At 72.3% G+C, this 24,221-nt stretch carries 11 protein-coding genes; 4 read left to right on the top strand and 7 right to left on the bottom strand.

Features of this window, described 5'->3' with window-relative positions:
• Window positions 1-502 precede the first annotated feature (502 nt).
• Window positions 503-1,699: a cytochrome P450 gene (locus V6U90_RS16400; RefSeq protein WP_334436688.1), complete on the top strand. Its 1,197-nt coding sequence runs from the start codon at window positions 503-505 to the stop codon at window positions 1,697-1,699.
• A 29-nt stretch (window positions 1,700-1,728) separates the two neighbouring features.
• A complete protein-coding gene (locus V6U90_RS16405) occupies window positions 1,729-2,898 on the top strand; it encodes an acyltransferase family protein (protein ID WP_334436690.1) in 1,170 nt (389 codons plus the stop codon).
• A gap of 38 nt (window positions 2,899-2,936) precedes the next feature.
• On the opposite strand, the gene V6U90_RS16410 is transcribed toward V6U90_RS16405, so the two are convergent.
• From V6U90_RS16410 to V6U90_RS16440, 7 genes are all read right to left on the bottom strand, one after another.
• Entirely contained in the window at window positions 2,937-4,406 is a 1,470-nt protein-coding gene (locus V6U90_RS16410) for an APC family permease (RefSeq protein WP_334436692.1), read from the bottom strand.
• A 26-nt stretch (window positions 4,407-4,432) separates the two neighbouring features.
• Entirely contained in the window at window positions 4,433-10,084 is a 5,652-nt protein-coding gene (locus tag V6U90_RS16415) for an SDR family NAD(P)-dependent oxidoreductase (RefSeq protein WP_334436695.1), read from the bottom strand.
• A complete protein-coding gene (locus tag V6U90_RS16420) occupies window positions 10,062-11,828 on the bottom strand; it encodes a fatty acyl-AMP ligase (RefSeq protein WP_334436698.1) in 1,767 nt (588 codons plus the stop codon). The genes V6U90_RS16415 and V6U90_RS16420 overlap by 23 nt, the downstream gene beginning before the upstream one ends.
• Window positions 11,821-13,113: an LLM class flavin-dependent oxidoreductase gene (locus V6U90_RS16425; RefSeq protein WP_334436701.1), complete on the bottom strand. Its 1,293-nt coding sequence runs from the start codon at window positions 13,111-13,113 to the stop codon at window positions 11,821-11,823. Before V6U90_RS16425 ends, V6U90_RS16420 begins: the two co-directional genes overlap by 8 nt.
• Before the next feature lie 18 nt (window positions 13,114-13,131).
• Window positions 13,132-16,533 carry a non-ribosomal peptide synthetase gene (locus V6U90_RS16430; protein WP_334436703.1) on the bottom strand — a complete coding sequence of 1,134 codons (3,402 nt, stop codon included), beginning with the start codon at window positions 16,531-16,533 and terminating at the stop codon, window positions 13,132-13,134.
• Window positions 16,534-16,615: 82 nt separating this feature from the next.
• Entirely contained in the window at window positions 16,616-16,825 is a 210-nt protein-coding gene (locus V6U90_RS16435) for an MbtH family protein (protein WP_334436705.1), read from the bottom strand.
• A 94-nt stretch (window positions 16,826-16,919) separates the two neighbouring features.
• The gene (locus V6U90_RS16440; RefSeq protein ID WP_334436707.1) at window positions 16,920-21,389 is read right to left on the bottom strand and encodes an amino acid adenylation domain-containing protein; all 4,470 of its coding nucleotides are present in this window, start codon (window positions 21,387-21,389) and stop codon (window positions 16,920-16,922) included.
• 477 nt (window positions 21,390-21,866) lie between these two features.
• Between V6U90_RS16440 and V6U90_RS16445 the strand changes: the two genes are divergently transcribed.
• Window positions 21,867-23,045 (top strand): cytochrome P450, encoded by a 1,179-nt coding sequence (locus tag V6U90_RS16445; protein ID WP_334436709.1) that lies wholly within the window; start codon window positions 21,867-21,869, stop codon window positions 23,043-23,045.
• A gap of 30 nt (window positions 23,046-23,075) precedes the next feature.
• Window positions 23,076-24,200 (top strand): hypothetical protein, encoded by a 1,125-nt coding sequence (locus tag V6U90_RS16450; protein WP_334436711.1) that lies wholly within the window; start codon window positions 23,076-23,078, stop codon window positions 24,198-24,200.
• Window positions 24,201-24,221: the final 21 nt, after the last annotated feature.

Here is a 24,221-nt window from a genome sequence, read left to right on the forward strand (position 1 = left end):
CCGCAACACCGCGTTTTCCCGCCGCAACACCGCGTTTTCCCGCCGCAACCCGGCGTTTTCCCGCCGCAACCCGGCGTTGTCCCGCTCCAACTCAAGAACCCGGGCCTCCAACCGGGCAAGCCGCTCAAGCAGCTCCACGATGGACGGCGTTCCGGACACCCAACCATGATCCAACCCGAACGACCCAGGTCAAGCCGACCCGCCGACGAGCACCTGACCAGTCACTCCGCGCCAACCAGAGAGTCGTCGGGCATAAGAAATTCCTCCTCGGGGCTCGACCGAATCGCAGAATACTTGAATCCATTGAGCGACAGTCAATCCTCGCGGACGTTGACCCGGGTGCAGCAGATATGCACACGGGAGCGGTAAATACACATCGGTGACATCACCGTCAACATTTGCAGTGTTGTCACCGGTCGCAGATCCCACATATTCTCGGATCCCACCATTGGGCGGTGCAGTGGAATCCCGTCGCCCGTCGTCAATTTCGGAGGATGGATCAGTGACAGGAGAGGCCGCGCCCCGGCCCTACCCGTTCGACCCGGACGGCGAGGCGGGTACCGATCCGGTGTACGCCCGGCTCCGCCGGGACCAGCCGCTGGTCCGGGTCCGGATGCCGTACGGCGAGCCCGCCTGGCTGGCCACCCGCCACGCCGATGTGAAGCTGGTCCACGCCGATCCCCGGTTCAGCCGGGCGCTGGCCGGGAAGCGGGATCAGCCGAGGGCCTTCCCGGTGATGCCCGACGACAACCTCCAGGGCATGGACCCGCCGGACCACGGGCGGCTGCGCAGACTGGCCGCCCGGGTGTTCACCGCGCACCGGGTGGCGCAGATGCGGCCGCTGATCCAGCAAATCACCGACGATCTCCTCGACCGGATGGACCAGGCCGGCCCGCCGTGGGACCTGGTGGAGGACTTCGCGGCACCGCTGACCGGCGGGGTCATCGCCGAGCTCTACGGTGTGCCGCATGCCGAGCGACCGCAGTTCGCCGAGTGGGCGAAGGCGCAGACGGCCACGACGTCCATGTCGATGGAGCAGATCGAGGACCACGTGGGCCGGCTCCAGCAGTGGGTCGCGGACACGGTGGCGAGGCGCCTCCGGGAGCCCGACGACGGCCTGATCGGGGTACTGGTCGACGGATACCGGCAGGCCCCGGACATCAGCGAGCACGAGGTGGTGACCCTGGCTCGGCTCATGCTCGCCGCCGGGCACGACAGCGTGAAGTACCAGCTCGGGCACTGCGCGTACCTCCTGCTCACCCACCCGGCGCAACTGGCGAGGCTGGTGGCGGACCCCACGCTGATCTCGTCAGCGGTGGAGGAGTTGCTGCGCTACGGGAAGACCGACGAGGCCGCGGTCTTCGCCCGGTACGCCACGGAGGACATGGAGCTCGGCGGGGTGCGGGTCCGGGCCGGTGAGCCGGTGATCCCGTCGCGGATCTCCGCCAACCACGACGAGCGGGTGTTCGACGACCCGGACCGGTTGGACATCGGCAGGAAACACAACCCGCACCTCGCCTTCGGTTTCGGCCCGCACCACTGCCCGGGCGCCAACCTGGCCCGGTCGGAGTTGCAGATCGGGCTCGGGAAACTGGTCGCCCGGTTTCCCACGCTGCGCCTTGCCGTGCCGGCGTCGGAACTCCGCTGGCAGAGCGGGGGCCTGGCCCGGGAACTCGTCTCGCTTCCGGTCACCTGGTGAACCGGATGTCGCCCAGGGGGGTCAGGGAGATGCCCGGTCCCGCCGGGCGGACGGCACCGCCGTCCCGACTACCGTCCCTGACGGGACTGCGCTTCGTGGCCGCCGCTCTCGTCTTCGCCACCCACGTCACCTGGAACACCAGCCTCGTCGAGGGGCCGTACGGTGCGGGGATCCGGCAGGCCTTCTCCCTGTCCGGGGCGTACGGGGTCGGCTTCTTCTTCATCCTCAGCGGGTTCGTACTGACCTGGACCGCCCGGCCCGACGACTCCGCCCCCCGGTTCTGGCGCCGACGCCTGGTCAAGATCTATCCCAGCCATCTGGTCACGTTCGCCCTGGCCGGTGCGCTGATGGTCGCCGCCGCCCGACCGGTCGCCACCGTCGACTGGCTGTCCAATCTGCTCCTGCTGCACGCCTGGTTCCCCCGCCTGGAGACCAGCACGTCGATGAACGGGGTGAGCTGGTCGCTCTCCGGTGAACTCTTCTTCTACCTCTGCTTCCCGCTGCTGTTCCCGATGATCGGTCGGATCCGGGACAACCGGCTGTGGGCGGCGGCCGGTGCGGTGGTGGCGCTGATCGTCGGCGCGGCGCTGACCGCCCAGTTCCTCGTCAGCGACCAGCCGCGGTTGCAGATCTTCTTCCTCGACGGTTCGTACTCGTTCACCCAGGTGTGGTTCGTGTACTTCTTCCCGCCGGTCCGTGCCCTGGAGTTCGTGCTCGGCATCCTGCTGGCCCGGATCGTGCTCGCCGGTCGCTGGCCCGCGCTCGGACTCCTGCCGGCTGCCGGCGTCGCGGTCACCGGGTACGTGGCGGCGCTGTTCCTGCCGTACCTGTTCGGTACCGGCGGGGTGGCCTCGATGTGGACCGCTCCCCTGATCGCGTCCGCCGCGGTCGCCGACTGGGAACGCCGCCGCTCGCCGCTGCGCGGTCCGGTCCTGGTCCGGCTCGGTGAACTGTCCTTCGCCTTCTACCTCGTCCACCTGATGGTCGTCATGATCGGTGGCCAGGTGATCGGCCTGGACCGCACGTTCCCACCGCCGGTCGGGCTCGCCCTGATCCTCGTGTTGCTGGCGGTCTCGCTCGCCCTGTCCTGGCTGCTCTATCGGTACGTGGAGGATCCGCTGGTACGGCGCTTCAGCCGCCCCGCTCCGCGTCGATCATGGAGTTGTGGTGCCCCACAAAAGGTACGAGACGGGGCGTAGGTGCCACCACAACTCCATGATCGACGTGGGCGGTCGGGTCAGTGGGTCAGCTCGGCGGTGGTGGGTGCCGGGGTGTGCCGCATCCGGCCGGCCCGGATCGCGCCGATGATGAAGCCGAGTACCAGCGGGGCGAGCACGATGGAGTTGCCGACCGCGCCCAGACCGGTAAGCAGCTTCATCTGGCTGATCACCAGCAGCAGCACCGCGCCGAGCAGGACGGTGGCCAGGCCGGGGGCGATCAGCCGCTGCCAGAGGGTCTCGCCACCGCTGCGGTTGCGGCCCAGGTAACGGATCACCGCGACGCTGGTCAGGATCTCCAGCGCCATCACCCCGACCAGGGTGGGGGTGTTGGTCCAGACGATGATCTGGGTGTACGGGTCGAGCGAGGTCAGCCCGAAGGCGATCAGGGCGACCACGATCGCCGCGGCGTGCACCACGCCGGCCACGCTCGGGGTGAGGGTACGCGGATCGGTGCGGCCGAAGGCCGCCGGGATGAGCTGCTCCCGGCCCAGCGAGTAGAGGTACCGGGTACTGGCGTTGTGCACCGCGAGCACCCCGGCGATGAAGCTGGTCACGATGAGCAGCTGCATCACCCCGGTCACCGCCTCACCGACGTACTCGGTGTTGAGGTTGAACATCAGGCTGGACGGGTCGTCGGCGAGCAGCGACTCCAGCCGGCTCGGCCCGGCCGCCATCAACACGGTCCACGAGATGAAGGTGAAGATCCCGGCGAGCAGCACGATCGACAGGTAGGTGGCGCGCGGCACGGTGCGCTTCGGGTCGCGGGCCTCCTCGCTGTACACGGCGGTCTGCTCGAAACCGATGAACATGATGAAGGTGAACACGAACAGCACGCCCACCGACGGGGTGGCCAGGTTGACCGGGTTGAAGCTCTCGAACGAGAAGCCCTCGTAGCCGCCCTGGACGAGCACCGCCACGGCCATCACGAACAGGATCCCGATCTCGGCGATCAGCAGCACCCCCAGCACCCGGGCCCCGATGTTGACCTTCAGGTAGGACAGCACCGACACGACCACGGCCACCACCAGGGCGCTGACCTGCCAGGGCACGTCCAGTCCGGCGACCTCGGTCATCGCCAGGGAGGCGAACACCCCGGCCGCAGCGGCGAAACCGACCTCACCGACGGCGTACGCGACGTAGGCCATCACCGCCGAGCCTGCACCGGCGACCTTGCCGAGCCCCGCGGTGACGTATGCGTAGAAGGCACCGCTGTTGCGCAGGTGCCGGCTCATCGCGGTGAAGCCGACCGCGAAGATGGCGTACACCGCCCCGGCGATGAGATACCCGGCCGGCACGATCGGGCCGGCGAGCAGGAAGACCAGGCCGACCATGCCGGCCATGCCGGTCAGCGGGGCGGCGCAGGACAGCACGAAGAAGACCAGTTCGCCGACGCCCACCGCGTTCGGGCGGAGCGTGTTGGGGGCCGGGCGGGTGCCGGTGGCTGTGAGCGGGTCGGCGGTCTGGGAGGGGGTCGTCTCGGTACTCATGGGTTGTGCTCCTTGCGGGATGGGGGTCATTCGCCCAGTAGCCGGGCCACCTCGTCCTCGCTCAGCTCGTCGAGCATGGCAACCATCGCGGCCTCGGCCAACTTGGCATGGTTGGCCACCGTGAAGTCACCGAACGCGGTCTCCGGTCGGATCTGCACACCCAGCGCCCGGTTGGTTTCCACCAGGATCTGGTTGCCCATCACGGAGTCACCGCCGAGCTCGAAGAAGCTGTCCAGGACGCCGATCGGCTCGATGCCCAGGGACTTCTGCCAGATCGCCACGATCCGCCGTTCCACCTCGTCGCGCGGGGCGACGTAGGTGGAGCTGAGTTCGGGCCGGGCGGAGAACCCGGTACCGATGGACCGCAGCGCCTCCGCCTCGGCGTTGGTCACCTCGGCGAGGAACGACCGACCGACGTCCGAGGGGTAGAACTGCACCAGGTCGCGCAGGTCGAACGGGAGCACGACCGGCTGTACCCGGGGACCGGTGGCCAGTGCCTCGAAGGCGTCCAGCCCGACCGGCGGCGGGATGGCGCTGGCCGCGGTACGCAGTTCGTGGTCGCCGGCGGAGTCCCAGTCGGCGGCCATGCCGGCGTCCGCCCAGGGCCCCCAGTCCAGGGCCACCGCCGGCCGCCCGGCGGCGTGCCGCAGGTGGGCCAGCGCGTCGAGGTAGGCGTTGGCGGCGGCGTAGTTGGCCTGTCCCGGCGAGCCGAGCACCCCGGCGGCGCTGGCGAAGCAGACGAAGAGGTCCAGTGGGTCGTCGGCGGTCAGTTCGTGCAGGTACCAGCCGCCGCGCACCTTCGGCGCCAGCGCCGCCCCGACCGCGTCGGCTTCCATGTCCAGCAGTGCCCCGTTGTGCAGTACCCCGGCGGCGTGCACGACGCCGCGCAGCGGACGACCGGCGGCGCGTACCCGGTCCAGGGCGGCGGCCAGGGCGTCCCGGTCGGCCACGTCGGCGCGGAGCACGGTCACGTCCGGGCAGGCCCGGCGCAGCGCGTCGGGCAGCGCCGCGTCGTCGCCGCTGCGGGAGAGCAGCACCAGGTGCCCGGCACCCCGCTCGGCGAGCCGTCGGGCCACCTGCAGACCGAGCGCGCCGGTACCGCCGGTGACCAGGTAGACGGCGTCCGGGTCGAGGTCGAGTCGGCCGGCCGGGGGTGGCCCGTCCGGCACGATCCGGCGGACGTACCGGCCGGTGCCGGCGTACCCGACCTCGGCGTCGGCGGTGGTGGCGGCGAGTTCGGCGCGCAGGGCCGCGACCGGGTCGCCGGCCGGGTCGAGGTCGACGCAGGTGATGTCGAGCAGCGGGTGTTCGAAGGGGACCGTCTTCGCCAGCCCCCAGAGGGTGGCGCCGAGCGGGTCGCTGACCGGCCGGTCGGCGACCGGCTGGGCGCCGCAGGTGGCGAGGACGACCCGGGGCGGGGTGGCCGCGATGCCGTAGCTGACCGCACGCAGCAGGTACAGCGCGGAGGTCACCGGCAGGGCGGCCCGGTCCGGGTCGGCCGCCGATGCCGGGTCCCCGGCGCCGAGCAGGTGCAGCACGCCGGCCAGGTCACCCCGGTCGAGCAGTCGCTGGTACTGCTGCGGGTCGGTGGGGTCCAGGCGTGGCCCGTCGGCGGCCGGACCGTCGCCCGGGTGGCAGATCAGCACCTCGTCGCCGGCCTCGGCGGCCAGCCGTTCGGCCAGTTCCCGGCCGGGTCCGTCGGGTGGGGTGAGCACCAGCCACCGGCCGGCTGCGGTCGGGGTGTCCGGGCCGGTGGCGGGCCGCCAGTCCAGCCGGTAGTGCCGCAGTCCGTCGGTGTCCTGCGGGACGGTCGTCGCCTCGGTGCGGCTCAGCCGCAGGCCCCGCAGCAGGCCGACCGCTGCCCCGTGGCCGCTCAGCAGCAGCACGTCGGCGAGGAGGCCGCCGGATCCGTCGGGGTGCAGGGTGACCTGCGCCTGGCCGGGCAGGGTGCCGGTGGCCCACCAGGTGGCCTCGGCCATGGCGACCGGCAGGATCGGGGTACCGCCGCCGACGTCCCCGGCGGCGCCGGTCGCGGCGACCACGTGCAGGGCCGCGTCGACCAGCCGCAGCCGGGCCGAGCCGGCGTCGTCGTCGGGTACGGCCAGTTCGCCGAGGGCCTCGCGTTCCCCGGCCCGGACCCGCTGCACGCCCCGGAACAGGGGACCGTATTCGAGGCCCCGGGCGGACAGCGCGGCGTAGAGCGCCCCGGCGGGCAGGTGCTCGGGGCAGCGGTCGCGTACCGCGTCGAGGTCGGGTGCGGCCGGGGTCGGGCCGGCCGGGCGCAGAGTGGCGGTGGCGTGCCGCTGCCAGCCGCCCGGCCCACCGGCGGGCCGGGCGTGCACGGCGGCGGTCCAGCCGTCGTCGTCGCGGTCCAGCCGGCACTGTATCCGCATCGGGGCGTCCACGATCAGCGGACGCAGGAACTGCACGTCGGTGGGCGCCCACCCGCCGCCGACCTGCTCGGCGGCGAGAGCGAACAGTTCCAGGTAGCCGGCGGCGGGGAAGACCGGGATGCCGGTGACCCGGTGTTCGTCCAGATAGGGCAGGGTGTCGACGCTGACCTCACGCTGCCAGACCCGGGTGGTGTCGACGTCGGCCAGGTCGACCGGTTCGCCGAGCAGGCTGCCCCCGCCGGTCGGGCGGCGGCGCGGGGCCTGACCGGCCGGGGCACGGTCCAGCCAGTGCCGCACGTGGTCCCACGGGTAGCCGGGGGCGCTGACCACCGGCAGGTCGTCCGGATAGACGTGCCGCCAGTCGACCGGTACGCCGAGCCGGTACAGCGCGGCGGCGGCGCGCAGCAGGTCCAGCCGCTGCCCCTCGGTGCCGGTGACGGTGCTGAGCACGGCAACGCCGCTGCCCTCGGTGCCCCGGCGCAGGGCGCTGCGCAGCACCGGGCGGGGGCCGATCTCCAGCAGCACGCCGACCCCGGCGGCGCGGGCCGAGGCGACCGCGTCGGCGAAGCGCACCGGGGCGCGTACCCCGGTGCCCCAGTAGCCGGCGGTCAGTTCGGCCGGGGCGATCTGCCGGCCCCGCACGGTGGAGTGGAACGCCACGGTGCCGGTGTCGGGGAGGTCGTCCAGTTCGGGGCAGTTGTCCTTGAGTTCGACGGTCAGTTCGGCGGCGGCGGCCTCCAGGTGCCGGCTGTGGAAGGCGTACCGCACCGGCAGCCGGCTGGCATAGCGGCCCTCCTCGACGAGTCGGGTGGCGATCCGGTCGAGGGCGTCCGGGTCGCCGGCGAGCACCACCTGGTCAGGGGCGTTGACCGCAGCGACGTCGACCAGGTCGCCGAAGCGCTGGGTGGCCTCGGTCTCGGTCAACCCGACCGCGAGCATCCCGCCCGGTCCGGTGGTACGCCCCATCGCCCGGCCCCGGTGCACGGCCAGCCGCAGCCCGGTCTCCAGGGGCAGTGCGCCGGCGACCACGGCGGCGGAGATCTCGCCGACGCTGTGCCCGACCACGGCGGCCGGGGTGACGCCGAGGGACCGCCACAGCTGCGCCAGGCCCAGCTGCACGGTCACGATGAGGACCTGGGCCACGGCGGTGTCGTCCAGGTCGACGGCCTCGTCACCGGCCAGCGCCGCCTCGATGGACCAGCCGAGCTGGTCGGCGACGGCCTCGTCGCAGCGGCGGACCACCGAGCGGAACAGCGGTTCGGTCGCGAGCAGTTCGCGACCCATCCCGGCCCACTGTCCACCCTGGCCGGAGAAGACGAAACCGACCTGCGGGGTGGTCGGGGCCGCCGGCCATTCCCCGGCCGCGTCGAGGCGGTCGGCGAGGGCGTCCAGCGCGGCCGGGAGGTCGGCGGGGTCGGCGACCACGACCGCGTCCCGGTACGGGCGGTGGTGCTCCCGGCGCAGGGCCCGGGTGGCGCCGAGCGCGGCACGTTCGGCGGGACCGGTGCCGGCGGTGTGCCGGGCGGTGGCCCGGGCCAGCCGGGCCAGTCCGGCGCGGCTGCGGGCCGACACCGGCACCACCAGCGGCCCGGTGTGTTCCGGCGCGGCGGAGAGCGCGTCCGTCCCGGTGGCCGCCACTTCGGTGCCGGCCACGGTCGGGTCAGCGGTCCCGGCGTCGGTGGTTACCGTGGCGGCCGGGTCGGCGGTGAGCACCACGTGGGCGTTGGTACCGCCGAAGCCGAAGCCGCTCACCCCGGCGCAGCGCTGGCCGGCCGGCCACGGGGTCGGCTCGGTGACCACCGCCAGACCCAGCTCGGCGAAGGGGATGCGCGGGTTCGGGTTGATGGCGTGCAGGGTGGGCGGGATGACCCCGTGGTGCAGGGCGAGGACCGTCTTGATCAGACCGGCCACCCCGGCGGCGGACTCCAGGTGACCGATGTTGCTCTTCACCGAACCGATCAGGCAGGTCTCCACCGCCTGTCCACCGTCGCCGCCCCGCACCCCGGCACCGTCGCCGCCCCGGGCTTCGGCCAGCGAGCGGGCCTCGATCGGGTCGCCGAGCGGGGTGCCGGTGCCGTGGCACTCGACGTACCGGGCGGCGTGCGGGGCGAGACCGGCGTCGGCGTACGCGTCGCGCAGCACGGCCCGCTGGGCGGCCGGGTTCGGGGCGGTCAGCCCGTTGGAGCCGCCGTCCTGGTTGACCGCACTGCCCCGGATCACCGCGTACACCCGGTCCCCGGCGGCGCGGGCGTCGGAGAGCCGCTTGAGTACCAGCGCCCCGCAGCCCTCCCCCCGGCCGTAGCCGTCGGCGGCGGCGGCGAACGGCTTGCACCGGCCGTCCGGGGCGAGCATGCCGGCCTCGTCCAGGCCGAGGGAGAGTTCCGGTTCGACGAGCAGGTTCACCCCGCCGGCCACCGCCCGGTCGCACTCCCCGGCGCGCAGTGCCCGGACCGCGAGGTGGACCGCGACCAGCGACGACGAGCAGGCGGTGTCCACGGCGAGGCTGGGCCCGCGCCAGTCGAAGACGTAGGAGAGCCGGTTGGCGGCCACCGCGAGGGCGTTGCCGGTGGCGGTGTGCCGGTTGATCAGGTCGGGGTCGGCGAGCTGCCGGTGGGCGTAGTCGTTGGTGGAGATGCCGACGAACACGCCGGTCCGGGAGCCGCGCAGGCCGACCGCCCGTTCCCCGGCGTCCTCGACCGCCTCCCAGCAGACCTCCAGCAGCAGCCGCTGCTGCGGGTCCATCCGGTCGGCCTCGTCGGCGGAGATCCGGAAGAAGCTGGCGTCGAAGCCGGCGATGTCGGGCAGGAAGCCACCCTCGGCGCCGGCCACGGTCCTCCCGCCCGGCCACCGGCCCTCGGGCACCGGCCCGACCGCGTCGGTACCGGCCAGCAGCACCTGCCAGAAGGCGAGCGCGTCGGGGGCGCCGGGCATCCGGCAGGCCAGCCCGACGACGGCGACCGGCTCCCCGGTGTCGGGGCTGCCCGGCCGCCCGGCCGGGCCCCGGTCACCGGGCCGGATCGCGGTACCGGTGGAGGAGCCGGTCGGGTTGGCGAGGTACGCCAGCAGCGCCGCCACCGTGGGGTGTTCGAACAGGACGATCGGGTCCACCGGCCGGCCCAGCTTTTCCTGGACCCGCTCGGCCAGCCGGGCGACCTTCACCGAGTCCAGGCCGTTACCGGCGAAGGTCTGGGTCGGGTCGATCTCGGCGGCCGGCCGGCCGGTGAGGGCGGCCAGTTCGGCGACCAGCCAGTCACGCAGCGGCTCAGCCGGTTCCCGCCGGTCCATTGTCGTCCCCCTCCTCGATCGGATCAATCTGCTGGTGGAGCACGGTCAGCTCACCGGCGCGCAGCGCGGCGGCGGTGGCCGAGCGGCGGATCTTGCCGCTGGAGGTCTTCAGCACCGAACGCGGCGCCACCAGGTGCACCGCCGCCAGCGGTACCTGGTGGACGGTGAGTACGGCCCCCCGGATCGCCTCGGCCAGCCGGCGCAGCTCCTCCGGGTCACGTGCGGTGACCTCCTGGATCACCGCGATGCCCTCACCGAGCGGGTCGACGTGGGTGACCGCGGCCCCGCCGCCGCTGCGCAGCCGGGGGTCGACGGCCTGCACGGTCTCCTCGACGTCGTGCGGGTACACGTTGCGACCGCGCACGATCAGCAGGTCCTTGTGCCGGCCGGTGACGTAGAGCTGCCCGGCCCGGAGGAACCCGAGGTCGCCGGTGCGCAGGAACCCGGACGGGCCGGGGCCGTCACCGGTGTCCGGGGTGGCCCCGAACGCGGCGGCGCTCTGCTCCGGCTTGCGCCAGTAGCCGCTGCTCAGGCTCGGCCCGAGGTACCAGATCTCGCCGACCTGCCCCTCCGGCAACTGCCGGTCGGTGTCCGGGTCGCAGATGCGTACGTCGTGGCCGGGTGCCGGCCGACCGGAGCTGACCAGGTCCCGGCCCGGCTGGTCGGGTGCGGCGACGACGGCCCGCCCGGCGGCGAGCTGGTCGGGGTCGACCCGCAGCACCCGGTCCGGTTCGTCCTGCCGGTGCGCGCCGGTGATCAGCAGGGACGCCTCGGCCATGCCGTAGCAGCCGACCACGGTGGCCGGACGCAGCCCGTACGGCCGGTACGCCTCCTCGAACGTGCGCAGCACCCGGGGGTTGATCGGCTCGGCACCGTTGAACGCGACCTGCCAGCTGGACAGGTCGAGTTTCTCGGTGTCGGCGGCGCCGGCCCGGCGGACGCAGAGCTGGTAGGCGAAACTCGGACCGCCGCTGATGGTGGCGCCGACCCGGGTGATCAGCTTCAGCCAGCGCAACGGCCGGTGCAGGAAGTGCAGCGGCGACATCAGGTAGCCGGGCATGCCCTTGTACAGCGGGTAGAGCACGGTGCCGATCAGCCCCATGTCGTGGTACATCGGCAGCCAGGAGACCACCGTGCCGGTCGAGGGCCGGTGCACGAACCAGTCCATCGCGTCGAGGTTGGCCAGCAGGTTCTCGTGCCGCAGCAGCACCCCCTTGGGGGAGCCGGTGGAGCCGGAGGTGTACTGGAGCAGCGCCAGCGAGTCGGGGCGTACCGGTGCGGCCGGGTCGGGCCGGGCGGTGCCGGTACCGACCGGGCGGGTGACCACCCACGGCACGTCACGCAGCCGGGGGTGCGCGGCGGCCCCGGCGGCGAACGGCTGGCAGGTCGGGCTGGTCAGGATCACCTCGGCCTTGCAGTCGTCGACCACCCGGGCCAGGTTGGCCAGGCCCGGGCCGGGCTTGCCGGGGGCCGGCGGATACACCGGCACCGCGGCAACCCCGGCGAGCTGGCAGCCGAAGAACGCCACCAGGAAGTCCAGCCCGGCCTCGAAGACCAGCGCCACCCGGGCGCCGGGGGCGACCCGCCGGGAAAGCTGCCCGGCGACGGTCGCCGCGTCGGCGGCAAGCTGCCCGTAGGTGAGGCTGCGCTGCTCGTCCTCACCGTCGGTGACGAAGGTGTAGGCCAGCTCGTCGCCCTGCCGTTGGGCCCGCTCGACCAGCAGGGTGGCCAGGGTGTCAGCCATCGCGCCGGTCCCCCGCCGCGCCGGCGCCGCCGACGTGCAGCCGCCACAGCGACGCCGCGTCGAGCGCCCGCTGGGTGCCGACCTGCTGCTTGCTGACCCCCTCACGCTCCCACAGCAACGGGTACGCCTCGACGACCGGCGGTTCGAACTCCTCGATCGGCCGGACGTTGGCCATCGCCTTCTCGATGTACGGGGCGAGTTCGGCCTCCTTGCGGGCCTGCCGGACGGCGTGCCGCTCGGCGAACTCGGGCAGCACGTCGGTGCCGAGCAGGTCCAGCGACTCGCAGATGTGCTCGTGTTCGTACCGGCCGCCCTGCTGGAGCAGGATGAGCTGGTCGACCCCGGCCTCCTCCAGTTCGGCGAAGTGTGCCCGGGCACCGGCCGGGTCGTTGACCCCGCCGAGGCCGGCCATCGGCTCCGGTGCGCTGCGCTTGAACTCGGCCCACAGGTCGGTCCGCCCCGGTACGTGTGCGCCGTGCCGGTAGTAGTGGGCCAGCGCCCACTTGAAGAACTGCTGCCCCTCCACACCCCGGGCCCGGGCCACCTCGGCGTCCGGGTGCACCATCACCCCGGCGAGCATGGCCACGTTCGGGTTGACCGTCTGCCCGATCGGGGTGCACTCCTTCTTGAACGTCTCGTAGTACTCGTTGACCCAGAACCGGGCCTCCCCGGCGTCCATGAAGGAGAAGGTCAGCGCGCCGACGCCGAGCCGGGCGGCCATCTTCAGGGTGTCCCGGTTGGTGCAGGCCACCCAGAGCGGCGGGTGCGGGCGCTGCACCGGCTTGGGCACGATGTTGCGCGAGGGCATCGAGAAGTACTTGCCCTTGTGCCCCGGGTACGGGGTGGCGGCCATCATCTTCGCCGCCTCGCGTACCCCCTCGGCCCACATGGCGCGCTTCTCGATGTAGTTGACCCGGAAGCCCTCCAGTTCCAGGCGGGAACTGGACTCCCCGGTCCCCCACTCGACCCGGCCGTTGCTGACCAGGTCGAGCATGCCGATCCGCTCGGCGACCCGGGCCGGGTGGTTGTACGCCGGGGCGGTCAGGTTGATGCCGTGCCCGATCCGCATCCGCTTGGTCCGCTGGCTGACCGCGGCCAGGAAGACCTCCGGGGCGGTGGAGTGCGAGTACTCCTCCAGGAAGTGGTGCTCCTGCGCCCAGGCGTAGTCGATACCCGCCTTCTCACCGAGTTCGGCCCAGGTCAGCGCGTTGTTGATCAGCTCCTGTTCGCTGTCTTCGCGCCACGGCCGGGGTAGCTGGAGTTCAAAGAACATGCCGAACTGCATCGACATACCTCCCTCGGGTCACGAGGCGCGGGGCGCCTGTCCTCGCTCGGCGAGCAGGGTCGCCAGCAGCGCGTCGAGCTTGTCGTCAGGAAGTTCACCGACCAGGCGGCGGATGCCCTCGTGCCCGTCGGTCAACTGGCGTTGCCGGTCCAGGCCGGCCTGGACCAGGTTGGCGAGGTGCTCCACCGTCGGGGAACCGAACAGCTTCTGCATGACCAGTTCCACCCCGTACCGCTCCTGGAGCTTGACCACCAGCTGCGCGGCCCGGATGGAGTGCCCGCCGAGTTCGAAGAAGTCGTCGTGCACGCCGACGGTGTCCAGGCCGAGGAAGTCCCGCACGATGTCGGTGATCTCGGCCTCCAGCGGGGTGCGCGGGGCCACGTACGCGGTCTCGGTGCTGCGGGTGTTGCCACCCGGGGTCGGCAGTGCGTTGACGTCCAGTTTCCCGGTGCCGGTGCGGGGCAGCTGGTCGAGGACGAGGAACCGGTCCGGCACCATGTACGCCGGCAGCACGTCGCGCATCTTGCGTCGTACGTCCGGGATGAGGTGGGTCTCCGGGTCGATCGCCGGCTCCCGGGGCACCAGGTAGGCCACCAGGAGCTGGTCCTCGACGCCGTCCGGGTCGGAACGGACCGCCACGACGGCCTCGGCGATCATGATGTGGCTCTCCGCGGCGGCGGTCACCTCGCCCAGTTCGATCCGGTAGCCGCGTATCTTCACCTGGTCGTCGCGGCGGCCGACGAACTGCAACGCCCCGTCCGGCCGGTAGCGGGCGAAGTCGCCGGTGCGGTACATCCGCTCCCCGGGTGTGTCGGCGAACGGGTCGGGCACGAACCGCTCGGCGGTCAGCGCGGGCGACCCGGCGTAGCCCCGGGCCAGGCCGGCACCGGCGATGCACAGCTCACCGACCGCGCCGAACGGCACCGGCCGCAACTCGTCGTCGACCAGGTAGCAGCGGGTGTTACGGATCGGGTGGCCGAGCGGGACCGGCTCGTCGGCCGCCAGCCGGGTGACGGTGGCCCAGACGGTGGTCTCGGTGGGGCCGTACTGGGTCCACGCGCCGCGCTGGGTGTCCACCAGGTACGCGGCCAGGTCGTCGCCGACCCGCTCGCCACCGACCAGCGCGTTGATCCGCACCGGGTTCTCGGCGCGACGCAGCAGCTGCCAGGCGGTGGCGGTACCGGAGATGACGGTGGCCCCACCGGCGGTGAGCGCGGCGGCGAACCGGTTGCCGTCGGCGATGTCGTCGCCGTCGACCAGGTGCACGGTGCCGCCCACCGACAGCGGGCCGAACAGCTCGGCCACCGAGGCGTCGAACGCCGGGGAGGCGATCGCGCCGAGCACCACCATCTCGTCGAAGTCGTGCTCCTCGACCAGGGAGAGCAGGTAGTTCACCGCCGACCGGTGGCTGACCAGCACACCCTTCGGGGTACCGGTCGAGCCGGAGGTGTAGATCTGGTACGCCAGCGCGTCCGGGTCGATGGCCGGGGCGGCGCCAGCGTCCGGGGCGGCGCCACCCCAGTCGTCGGTGAGCAGCACCTGCTCCGGTGCGGCGCCGAGTTCGGCGAGCCGGCCGGCGAGGCTCTTGTCGGCGGTGAGCAGCACCCGCACCCCGGACCGCTGTAGCGTCCCGGCGTTGCGCCGTTCGCTGTGCGCGGGGTCCAGCGGCAGGTAGCAGCCACCGGCGCGGAGCACCGCGAGGGCGGCCACCGCCAGTTCCGGACTGCGCGGCAGCAGGACCGCGACCGGCTCCTCGGCGCGCAGCCCGGCCCGGGTCAGTCGGCCGGCCAGCGCCCGCGCCCGGGCGTCCAGCTCGGCGTAGCTGAGCCGGGTGCCGGCGGCGGTCACCGCGAGCGCATGCGGGCGGCGAGCGACCTGCCGGTCCACCAGGTCCACCACGGTCAGCGGCGGCAGTTCCCGCTGCGGTCCGGCGGCCAGTTCGGCCAACTGCCGGACCTCGGCGTCCGGCAGCGGCCAGAGCCGGCCCAGCGGCTCGTCCGGCAGCATCAGCAGCATCCGGGTGGCCACCACGAACCGCTCGGCGAGCCGGCGGGCGGTGCGCGGATCGAACAGGTCGCTGCGGAAGACCAGACCGCCGTGCAGGTGCGGCTGGTCGCGCAGGTGCAGCTCCAGGTCGGCCCGGGCGGTACGCCAGCCGAGCTGCACCGGCGTGGCGGGCAGGCCGGCGAAGTCGGCGGCCGGGGCGCCCGGCTGGAGCACGAACAGCACCGGCAGCGGCCCGGCGTGCGCGGCGCTGCGCGGCAGCTTCAGTTCCTCGACCACCCGGTCGAAGGGCAGCTTCTGGTGGGCCAGGGCGGCCAGGGTGGTCTCCCGGACCCCGGCGAGCAGGTCCCGGAAGCCGAGCCGGGTGTCGACGTCGTTGCGGAAGGCCAGGGTGTTGGTGAAGTTGCCGATCAGGTCGTGGGTCTGGGCGAGTTCCCGGCCGGCGACCGCGCCACCGATCACGATGTCCCGCTGGCCGGTGGTCATCGCCAGCACCACGTTGAGCGCGGCGAGCAGCACCATGTACGGCGTGGTGTTGGTCTCCCGGGCGAACCGGCGGACCGCCGCGTCGAGGTCGGTGCCGAACTCGACCGGCGCCCAGTCCCCGTCGTAGGTGAACTCGGCGGCGCGGGGCCGGTCCACCGGCAGCTCCGGCGGGCGCAGGTCGGCCAGCCGCTCCCGCCAGTACGCCCGCTCGGCGTCGTACGCCGGGTCGTCGCCGTCGGCACCCGATCCGCCGTTCTGCCAGGCGGCCACGTCGGCGAAGCGGATCGGCAGCGGCGCCAGGTCGGCCGGCTGCCTGGCGACCCGGGCCGCGTAGAGCGTGGCGAGGTCGCGCAGCGCGACGGTGAGCGCCCAGCCGTCGGCGATCACGTGGTGCACGACCACCAGCAGCACGTCCCGGTCGGCCAGCCGGTAGACCACCAGCCGGGCCAGCGGCCCGGTGCCGAGGTCCATCGGTTCGTCGGTGACCTCGGTGGCCCGGGCGGTCGCGGTGGCCAGCCCGTCCCCGGCCGGTACGTCGGTCAGGTCGACCACGTCCAGCCGGGGGCGGGCACCGTCGGCCAGCACCTGCCGGGGTTCGCCACCGGTGGCGTCGATGACGGTGCGCAGGATGTCGTGCCGCCCGACCAGGTCGTCGAGCGCCCCGGCCAGTGCGTCGGTGTCGACCCGGCCGTCGAGCACCGCGCAGTGGCTGAGGTTGAAGGCGGCGGATCCCGGACGCAACTGCTCCAGGAACCACAACCGTTGCTGGGCCGGGCTCAGCGGCGCGGGTCCCGTCCCGTACGACGGGATCGGCCGCTCCGTCGGCGCGGCCGCACCGGGCCCGTCGCCGTCGGCGGCACCGGACCGCCAGCGTTGCAGCAGCCTGGCCTTGGCCGGGGAGAGACCGGCGCCCGGATCGGGGACGTTCATTGACAGCCTCCGTGGTCGGATGGGGACACCGCGCAGGGTGGATCGGGCAGCGCCACGGCCGGGGCCGGCCGGCGCGGACGGGTCAGGCCGACGTGGCCATCCGCTCCCGCAGGGAGCGCGGGCGCAGGTCGCTCCAGACCTGCTCGATGTGGGCCAGGCAGTCGGCCCGGGTGCCCTCGAAGCCGGCCTTGCGCCAGCCGGCGGGCAGGTCCCGGTCGGCCCACCACACGGAGTACTGCTCCTCGTCGTTGACCACGACGGCGTGGGTGACCTCAACGGTGTCGTTGCTCATCTGTCTCTCCTCGATGGACGTCGGTTCGTGGGGCGGCCGGGCGGCCGGGCCGGGGGGTGTCGGCCCGGCCGCCCGGCGGTTCACCGGGTACGTGTCACCGCTTGCGCGGGAACGCGCTCGGCGGGTCGAGGTGCCCGTGCCGGACGAGGAAGTCCAGGCAGTCGTGCATGTACTTCTCGTCCAGCGGGGCCGGCTCGTAGCCCATGCCCTTGATGCCGTCGAGCAGGTTGATGCACTCCATCCGGTTGTCGATGGCCTGTTCGGTCTCCATGCTCATCTCCAGGCCGGCGTCGCCGGAGGTGTAGAGCAGCAGGACCGGGACCATCGGGTAGACCGGGTGGTCGGGGCCGGCGTTGATGGCCAGCTGCACCGCCTCGTCGAAGTCGACGACCTCGAACGGGTACCCGTAGGACTTGATCCACGGGAACAGCGCGTTGTGCGGGATCGCGTCGGTGTTCCAGAGGTGGTAGATGTTGCCCAGCGACGCCTCCTGCCGGGACACGTGCACCATCGCGGCGCTGGCGTAGTCCAGGGTGATGGCGTTCATCGACTCCGGGTAGTCCGGCAGGATGCCGAACTCCAGGAAGCCACGCAGTGCGGTGAGCACGTAGTTCTGCGCGTGGCAGGCACCGGTACGCGGGTGACCCATCATGATCGACGGCCGGTAGATGGTCACCGGCAGGCCCCGCTCGCGGGCCTTCATGATGATCTTCTCGCTGACCCACTTGCTCTGCGGGTAGCTGAACGGCACCTGCGGGGGCTTCGCCGGCAGGTCCACCTCGAGGAACGGCCGGTTCATGTGACCGGCGATGAACACGTCGATGGTGGAGACGAAGTGCACCTGCTTGGTCTTGTACCGCGACGCCAGCCGCAGCATCTCGACCGTGCCGTCCACGTTCGGGGCCTTCAGCGCCGAGTAGGGCAGCGAGAAGTTCACCAACGCGCCGTTGTGGTAGATCGTGTCGATCACCTTGGCCAGGTCGTCGAAGTTCGACGGGGACAGGCCGAACAGCGGCCGGCCCAGGTCACCGATGACGGCCTTGACCCGGCGCTCGAACCGGTCGTCCCACGGCACCTCGTACATGGCGCAGCTGCTCTTCAGCCGGGCCATGCCGCCCGCGACATCCCGGGCCCGGACCAGGCAGTAGATGTCCGCGTCGGTCTGCTCGATAAGCTGGTCGAGCAGGAACACGCCGAAGTAGCCGGTGGCACCGGTCAGGAAGATCGCCTTCGGAGCGAAGAAGTCCGCCTGCGGCAGCCCCTCGCCGGTGATCGTCTCGTCCAGCTCGGCCTCGCGGTCCAGGTCGTCGACCGCGTCCCGGGTGGCCTTGAGGCCCTCGAAGCCCTCCCGCTCGTACAGCTCCACCCGGGCGGCCACACCGGACACCGTGGGGGTGCTGAACAGCGCGTGCAGCGGCAGCTCCATGCCGTACGCCTTGGACAGCCGGGCACCGACCCGGGACAGCTGCAACGAGCTGCCGCCGAAGGAGAAGAAGTCGTCGTGCAGGCCGACCCGGGCCACGCCCAGGGCCTCGGCGAACACGTCGGCGATCTCCTTCTCGATGCGCCGGCGGGGGACCTCGCCGGTGGGCAGCGAGACCGCCTTGACCTCCGGCTCGGGCAGCGCCCGCCGGTCGACCTTGCCGTGCGCGTTGAGCGGGAACTCGGCGCAGGTCACGATCGCGCTGGGGATCATGTAGCCGGGCAGCAGCTTCTGCAGGTGACCGGTCAGCTCGGCGGTGGTCGGGGCGTCCGCGCCCTCGGCCGGGATCACCCAGGCCACCAGCGAACCCTCGTCGGTGGGCAGGCTCTTGCGCAGGTCCACCACCGCGCTGGTCACGCCGGGGTGCTGCTGGAGGGCGTTCTCGATCTCGCCCAGTTCGATCCGGAAGCCCCGGATCTTGACCTGGGTGTCGACCCGGCCGAGGAACTCCAGCCGACCGTCAGCCAGGTAGCGGGCCAGGTCGCCGGTGCGGTAGAGCCGGTCGCCCGGCGCACCGAACGGGTTGGGGATGAACCGGTCCGCGGTCAGCCCCGGCTGACCCAGGTAGCCCCGGGCCAGGCCGGCACCGGCCACGTGGATCTCACCGGGCACCCCGACCGGTACCGGCTGGAGGTTGGCGTCCAGCAGGTAGACCTGGGTGTTCTGGATCGGCCGGCCGATCGGGACGCTCGCCCCGTCCTCCTCGGCGCCGGAGAGCTGGGCGGTGGCCCAGACGGTCACCTCGGTGGGGCCGTAGTCGTTGTAGAGCTTCGTCCACGGCAGCAGCTTGTAGTGGTCCACCGCGAGCTGCGCCGGGAACACGTCACCACCGGCCGAGATGTCCTTCAGCGAGATGAGCTGCCGGCCACCGGCCGCGAGCAGCAGCTGGTAGTACGACGGCATGTGGGTGATGTGGGTGATCCGCTCGGTCTGCACCAGCCGGGCCAGCAGTGCCGGGTTGCGCACCTGGTCCTCGCTGGGCAGCACGATCCGGCCACCGGTGAGCAGCGTCCAGTACAGGCCGGCGGCGGAGGCGTCGAAGGAGAGCGCCACCGGGATCGCGTAGGACTCCGGTGCCTCCCGGCCGAACGCGCTGCGGGCCAGAGTGGAGTTGACGATCTGCCGGTGCGGGACCACCACGCCCTTCGGGCGGCCGGTGGAGCCGGAGGTGTAGATGACGTACGCGGTGTTGGCCGGGTCGACGGCCACCTCGGGGGCGGCGTCGCTGCCGGCGAGCACCTCGTCGGCCTCCGGCGCGATCCGCAGCAGGGCCGGGTCGTCGGCCAGCGACTCGATCGCCTCGCTGGAGATGACGATCCGGGCTCCGGCGTCGGCGATCACCGCGCGCATCCGGTCACCCGGCTGCTCCGGGTCGACCGGCACGTACCCGCCGCCGGCCTTGAGCGCGGCGAGGAACCCGACGACGGTGCTGACCCGCCGGTGCGCCATGACCGCGACCAGCTCCTCCGGGCCCACCCCGTGGCCGCGCAGGTGGTTGGCCAGTTTGTTGGCCCAGCTGTCCAGCTCGCGGTAGGTGAGCCGCTGCCCGCCGGACATCACCGCCCAGGCGTCCGGGGTCCGCTCGGCCTGCTCGGCGATCAGCGTGTGCAGGACCGGGCTGGCCGGCAGCTCGGCGGCGGTGTCGTTCCACTGCCGCAGCACCAGGTCGGTCTCGGCGTCGGAGAGCATCTTCAGGTCGGCGCAGCGCCGGTCCGGGTCGGCCAGCGCCGCGCCGAGCAGCGCGGCCAGGTGGCCGAGGAACCGCTCCACGGTCTCCGGCTTGAACAGCTCGGCGTTGTACTCACCGACCAGCTCGTACCCGTCGCCGCCGTCGTGGGCGTAGACGGTCAGGTCGAACGCCGACAGGCCGGTGTCCACGTCGGCGACCGACCAGGACGCGCCACCCACCTCGCGGGTGCCGAAGGCCGAGCTGCGGTCGACGAAACGCACCTGGTGCAGCGGCGACCGGCTGAAGTCGGCCTCCGGCTTGAGCTGCGCCACGACCTGCTCGAACGGCAGGCGCTGGTGCTGCTCGGCCTCCTTGCGGGCGACGGCCACCCGGTCGACCAGCTGCCGGAAGCTGGGCTCGCCGCCCAGGTCCGCGCGGACCACCACGGTGTTCTCCAGCGGCGCCAGCACCCCGGCGTACGTCGACTCGATCCGGCCGTCGACCGGCAGACCGACGGTGATGTCCTGCTCCAGGGTGTACCGGCTGAGCACCGCGACCAGCGCGGCGAGGGTGACCTCGGAGAGGCCGGTGCCCTGGGCGTCGGCGAGCTGCCGGGCCAGGCCGACCTGGTCGGCGTCGAGCCGCCGGGTCACCCGGGCGCCGCTGAGCGACGGCATCCGGTCCACCGGCCGGGGACGGTCGGTGGGCAGCTCCAGGGTCGGCACCGCGGCCAGCCGCTTGGTCCAGAACTCGGTCTCCCGGCGCGCCTGCGGCGTACCCAGCCAGGTGCGCTCGTGGCGGACCACGTCGGCCAGGGACATCGTCGGCTCGGCGACCGCCGGCGCGGTACCGGCGGTGGCCAGTCCGTGGTAGATGTCGGCCAGCTCGCCCAGCAGCAGGTCTGCGGTGACCTCGTCGGCGAGCATCTGGTGCGCGGTGAAAATCACCTCGTGGTGCTCGGGGCCGCGCCGGAGTACCGACAGCCGCAGCAGCGGCGCGGTCTCCAGGTCGAACGCCCGCCCGGCCTCCCGGACCCGTACCCGGTGCACCTCGTCGGCGTCGTCCGCCACGTCCAGCACGGTGACACCGGGGCGTACGGTCCCCGGTTCGGCGAGCCCGCGCACCGGCCGGCCCTCCACTGCCACGTAGCTGGTCCGCAGGCTCTCGTGGGCGTCGACGAGTGCGTCGAGCGCCCGGTTCAACACGTCCACGTCCAGCCCGCCGCGTACCTCGACGACCCGGACCACGTGGGTGGGCACCTGGGGGGACACCTGGTGCAACACCCAGTAGCGACGCTGCGACGGCAGCAGCCGCTCACCTTCACGGTCACCGTCCTGGCCGAGTAACTGGGCCAGCAGGGCGCGCTTTTCCTCATCGGACAGCTCTGCTACCTGTTCGCGAACACTCGACACTGCTTCCCGCCCTCTCTCGACCCAGCGGCACAATTACGTGGATGGATCAACACGGGTTACACGCTAACGATCGCGTCGCGCAAGAAGCCGATGATTGACGGAAATCTTGCTGGCTAGAAGCATCGATACGTTAACCCGCCGGTCAACCGCGAACACCCGCCTGCCAGCACTTTCAAGACATCGACATATCTGTCAGGCAACCTTGACACCATTTCCGTCCGGGCCGAAGAATCCACTCATGCCTCGCCCAGGCACAACCCAATTCAGACTTTCTCGCAACAGTCGTCAGGGGCGAAGCAAGGTAACGCCGCGATATGCCCCTGGCTTTCCGATCCCACCGACCCGAAAGGGGGGACCCGCCATGCGTTACCTGCACTGAAGCTAAGCAGCGTCGTGGTCCGGCACGCCTCGCGTGCCGGGCCACGACCACCCGCATCGGCAGGTATCCGGCCGGCAGGCCAGACAGGCAGGTCGAAAGTGAGCAACCAGGACGAGCTGTTCAATCCGCTCGACCCCGAGGTCATCCGGGACCCGTACCCCGTCTACCGGCGGTTGCGGGAAGAGGATCCGGTGCACTGGCATTCCGAGCTCGGCGCCTGGGTGCTGACCCGGCACGCCGACTGCCTCCAGGCACTGAAGAACCCGGCCGTGTTCGCTGCGGACTTTCGCAAGGTGGGCATCCCCACCCCTGGCCCGCTGCTGAGCCTGCAGACCCTCGACCCGCCGGACCAGACGCCGCTACGGCACTTCGCCATCGACGCGCTGCGCTCGCAGGACCTGGGCGCCCTGGAGCGGCACGCCGAGGAGCGCGCCGAGCGGCTGCTCGACGACATCTCCGGCCGGGACAGCATCAACTTCGTCACCGACTTCGCCACCCCGTTCACCCTGGGCACCATCTCCGAGCTGGTCGGCATGCCGCCACCGGAGGCCGACGAGGAGTGGCGGCAGCGCAACGACGAGCTGCACCGCAGCATGGACGCCGGCCTGGACCCGAACAGCGAGGAGGCCGGGCTCGCCGCCCGCCAGCACTTCAGCGACTTCGTCGGCCGGTGGCTGGCCAGCGGCCCGACCGAGGGCATCTCCGGGTTCGTCGCCACCAACCGCAGCAAGGTCGACTACACCGACGCGGTGCTCAACAACTCGCTGCGCGCGTTCTGGCACGCCGGGTTCGAGGTGCCGGCCCGGTTCCTGGGCAACGCGCTGACCACCCTGCTGAACCGCCCCGAGCTGCTGCCGCAGTTCTTCGCCGACGTGGACGCCGGTGTCGAGGAACTGGTCCGGTTCTCCGGGCCGGTGCACGTGGTCAGCCGGGTCTGCACCGAGGACGTCACCATCGACGACCGCCGGCTGCGCCGCGGCGACATGGTGATCATCGTGCTGGCCGCCGCCAACCGCGACCCGGCCCGGTTCGACGACCCGGAGAACCTGGTGCTGACCCGCTCCCCCAACCCGCACCTGGGCTTCGGTCGGGGCGCGCACTCCTGCCTCGGCAACGCGGTGGCCCGGATCGAGGCCCGGGTGGCGCTGCCGGCACTGCTGCGCCGCTTCCCCGAGCTGCGCATCGACGGCGAGCTGGCCTGGTGGGAGAACGCCACGCTGCGTGGCCACTCGGCCATCCCGGTCGCCCTGCGCGGCGAGCCGGCCGCCGTCCGCTAGGTAACGACCATCCACGTCGAAGGAGCTGCCATGCCGGGCGACCCGGGTGTCATGCCGTCCAGCGCCGTTCCGCTCGTGGTGATCCCCGAGCCGGTCAACCGGCAACGGCCCCGCTTCGACCAGTCTGTCCGGGAGCTGTGGGCCCAGGCCGAGGCGAGCCTGGGCGCCCTGCTCGACATGATCGGTCGCAGTGGTGGCACCCCGGTCGACAAGCACTTCCGGTTCGCCGTGGAGAGTCTCGGTACGCTGGGCCGCCGGCTCGCGGCCCTGGCCCCGGTCGAGGGGGCGGAGCAGCTTCCGCCCCCGGTCCCGGTGCACTCGGACTACTTCCGGGTCCGGCACACCGCGCTCACCCCGGAGCAGCAGGCCGCCCAGGCCGTGGTCAACACCTTCCGCACCCTGGCCGACCTGCGGCTGACCATGCTGGAGATCAACGACGTGCTGGCCGAGCTGACCAGCATGGCGGCCCTGCTGGAACTGCTCCGCCCGGAGCCCGACCCGGCGGCCGGCGTACCGGCCGAGCGGGCCAACGGCCGGGTGACCGAGCAGAGCTGGTTCGAACCGACCGGCGACTGGCTGGACCGCTGGTTCCTGGTCCACCACTTCTACTTCCTGCTCAACGTGCACACCGCCGACGAGCTGCGGCGGGCCTGCGAGCTGGTGGAGGCCGGCGACGACGCGGCGGCGACCCGGGCGCTCACCTCGGCCGCCACGCTGATCCGGGGCTTCACCGCCGCGATGATCCACAGTGGTGCCCTGCCGGCCCGGTACTACCAGGAGGTGATCCGGCCGACCATGGCTCCGCCGTTCGTCCGGATCAACCTCACCGGGGTGATGCAGCTGGAACACCGTCGCTACCGGGCCGCCGTCGACGAGCTGTTGCGGGTACTGCCCGAGCCGTACGCCGACATGTACGTCAGCCGGCCGCAGCTGGCCGCCGCCCGGGACGAGGTACTCGAAGCCGACCTGCTCGACCTGGAACGGCACGTGACGCTCGCTGCGGTGCTGGTCGGCAACGACCGCTCCCTGGTCCAGCCCGGCAAGATCGCGCAGAACGCCACCAGCATGCTCCGCGAGATGCGGCACCTGCGCGCCACCAAGTACTGCCCGCTCATGCAGTTCGGCGACCAGTGGCTCAACCGGATGCCGCGGTGAGTCACCGACGGCCCGCGTCGC

The organism is Micromonospora sp. CPCC 206060 (genome assembly GCF_036906895.1).
Classification (GTDB): domain Bacteria; phylum Actinomycetota; class Actinomycetes; order Mycobacteriales; family Micromonosporaceae; genus Micromonospora.

Excerpts from the sequence above, each read along its gene's own strand:
- V6U90_RS16415 (WP_334436695.1), bottom strand. The coding sequence starts at position 10,084 with ATGGACCGGCGGGAACCGGCTGAGCCGCTGCGTGACTGGCTGGTCGCC.
- V6U90_RS16450 (WP_334436711.1), top strand. The coding sequence starts at position 23,076 with ATGCCGGGCGACCCGGGTGTCATGCCGTCCAGCGCCGTTCCGCTCGTG.
- V6U90_RS16405 (WP_334436690.1), top strand. The coding sequence starts at position 1,729 with ATGCCCGGTCCCGCCGGGCGGACGGCACCGCCGTCCCGACTACCGTCC.
- V6U90_RS16425 (WP_334436701.1), bottom strand. The coding sequence starts at position 13,113 with ATGCAGTTCGGCATGTTCTTTGAACTCCAGCTACCCCGGCCGTGGCGC.
- V6U90_RS16430 (WP_334436703.1), bottom strand. The coding sequence starts at position 16,533 with ATGAACGTCCCCGATCCGGGCGCCGGTCTCTCCCCGGCCAAGGCCAGG.
- V6U90_RS16410 (WP_334436692.1), bottom strand. The coding sequence starts at position 4,406 with ATGAGTACCGAGACGACCCCCTCCCAGACCGCCGACCCGCTCACAGCC.
- V6U90_RS16435 (WP_334436705.1), bottom strand. The coding sequence starts at position 16,825 with ATGAGCAACGACACCGTTGAGGTCACCCACGCCGTCGTGGTCAACGAC.
- V6U90_RS16420 (WP_334436698.1), bottom strand. The coding sequence starts at position 11,828 with ATGGCTGACACCCTGGCCACCCTGCTGGTCGAGCGGGCCCAACGGCAG.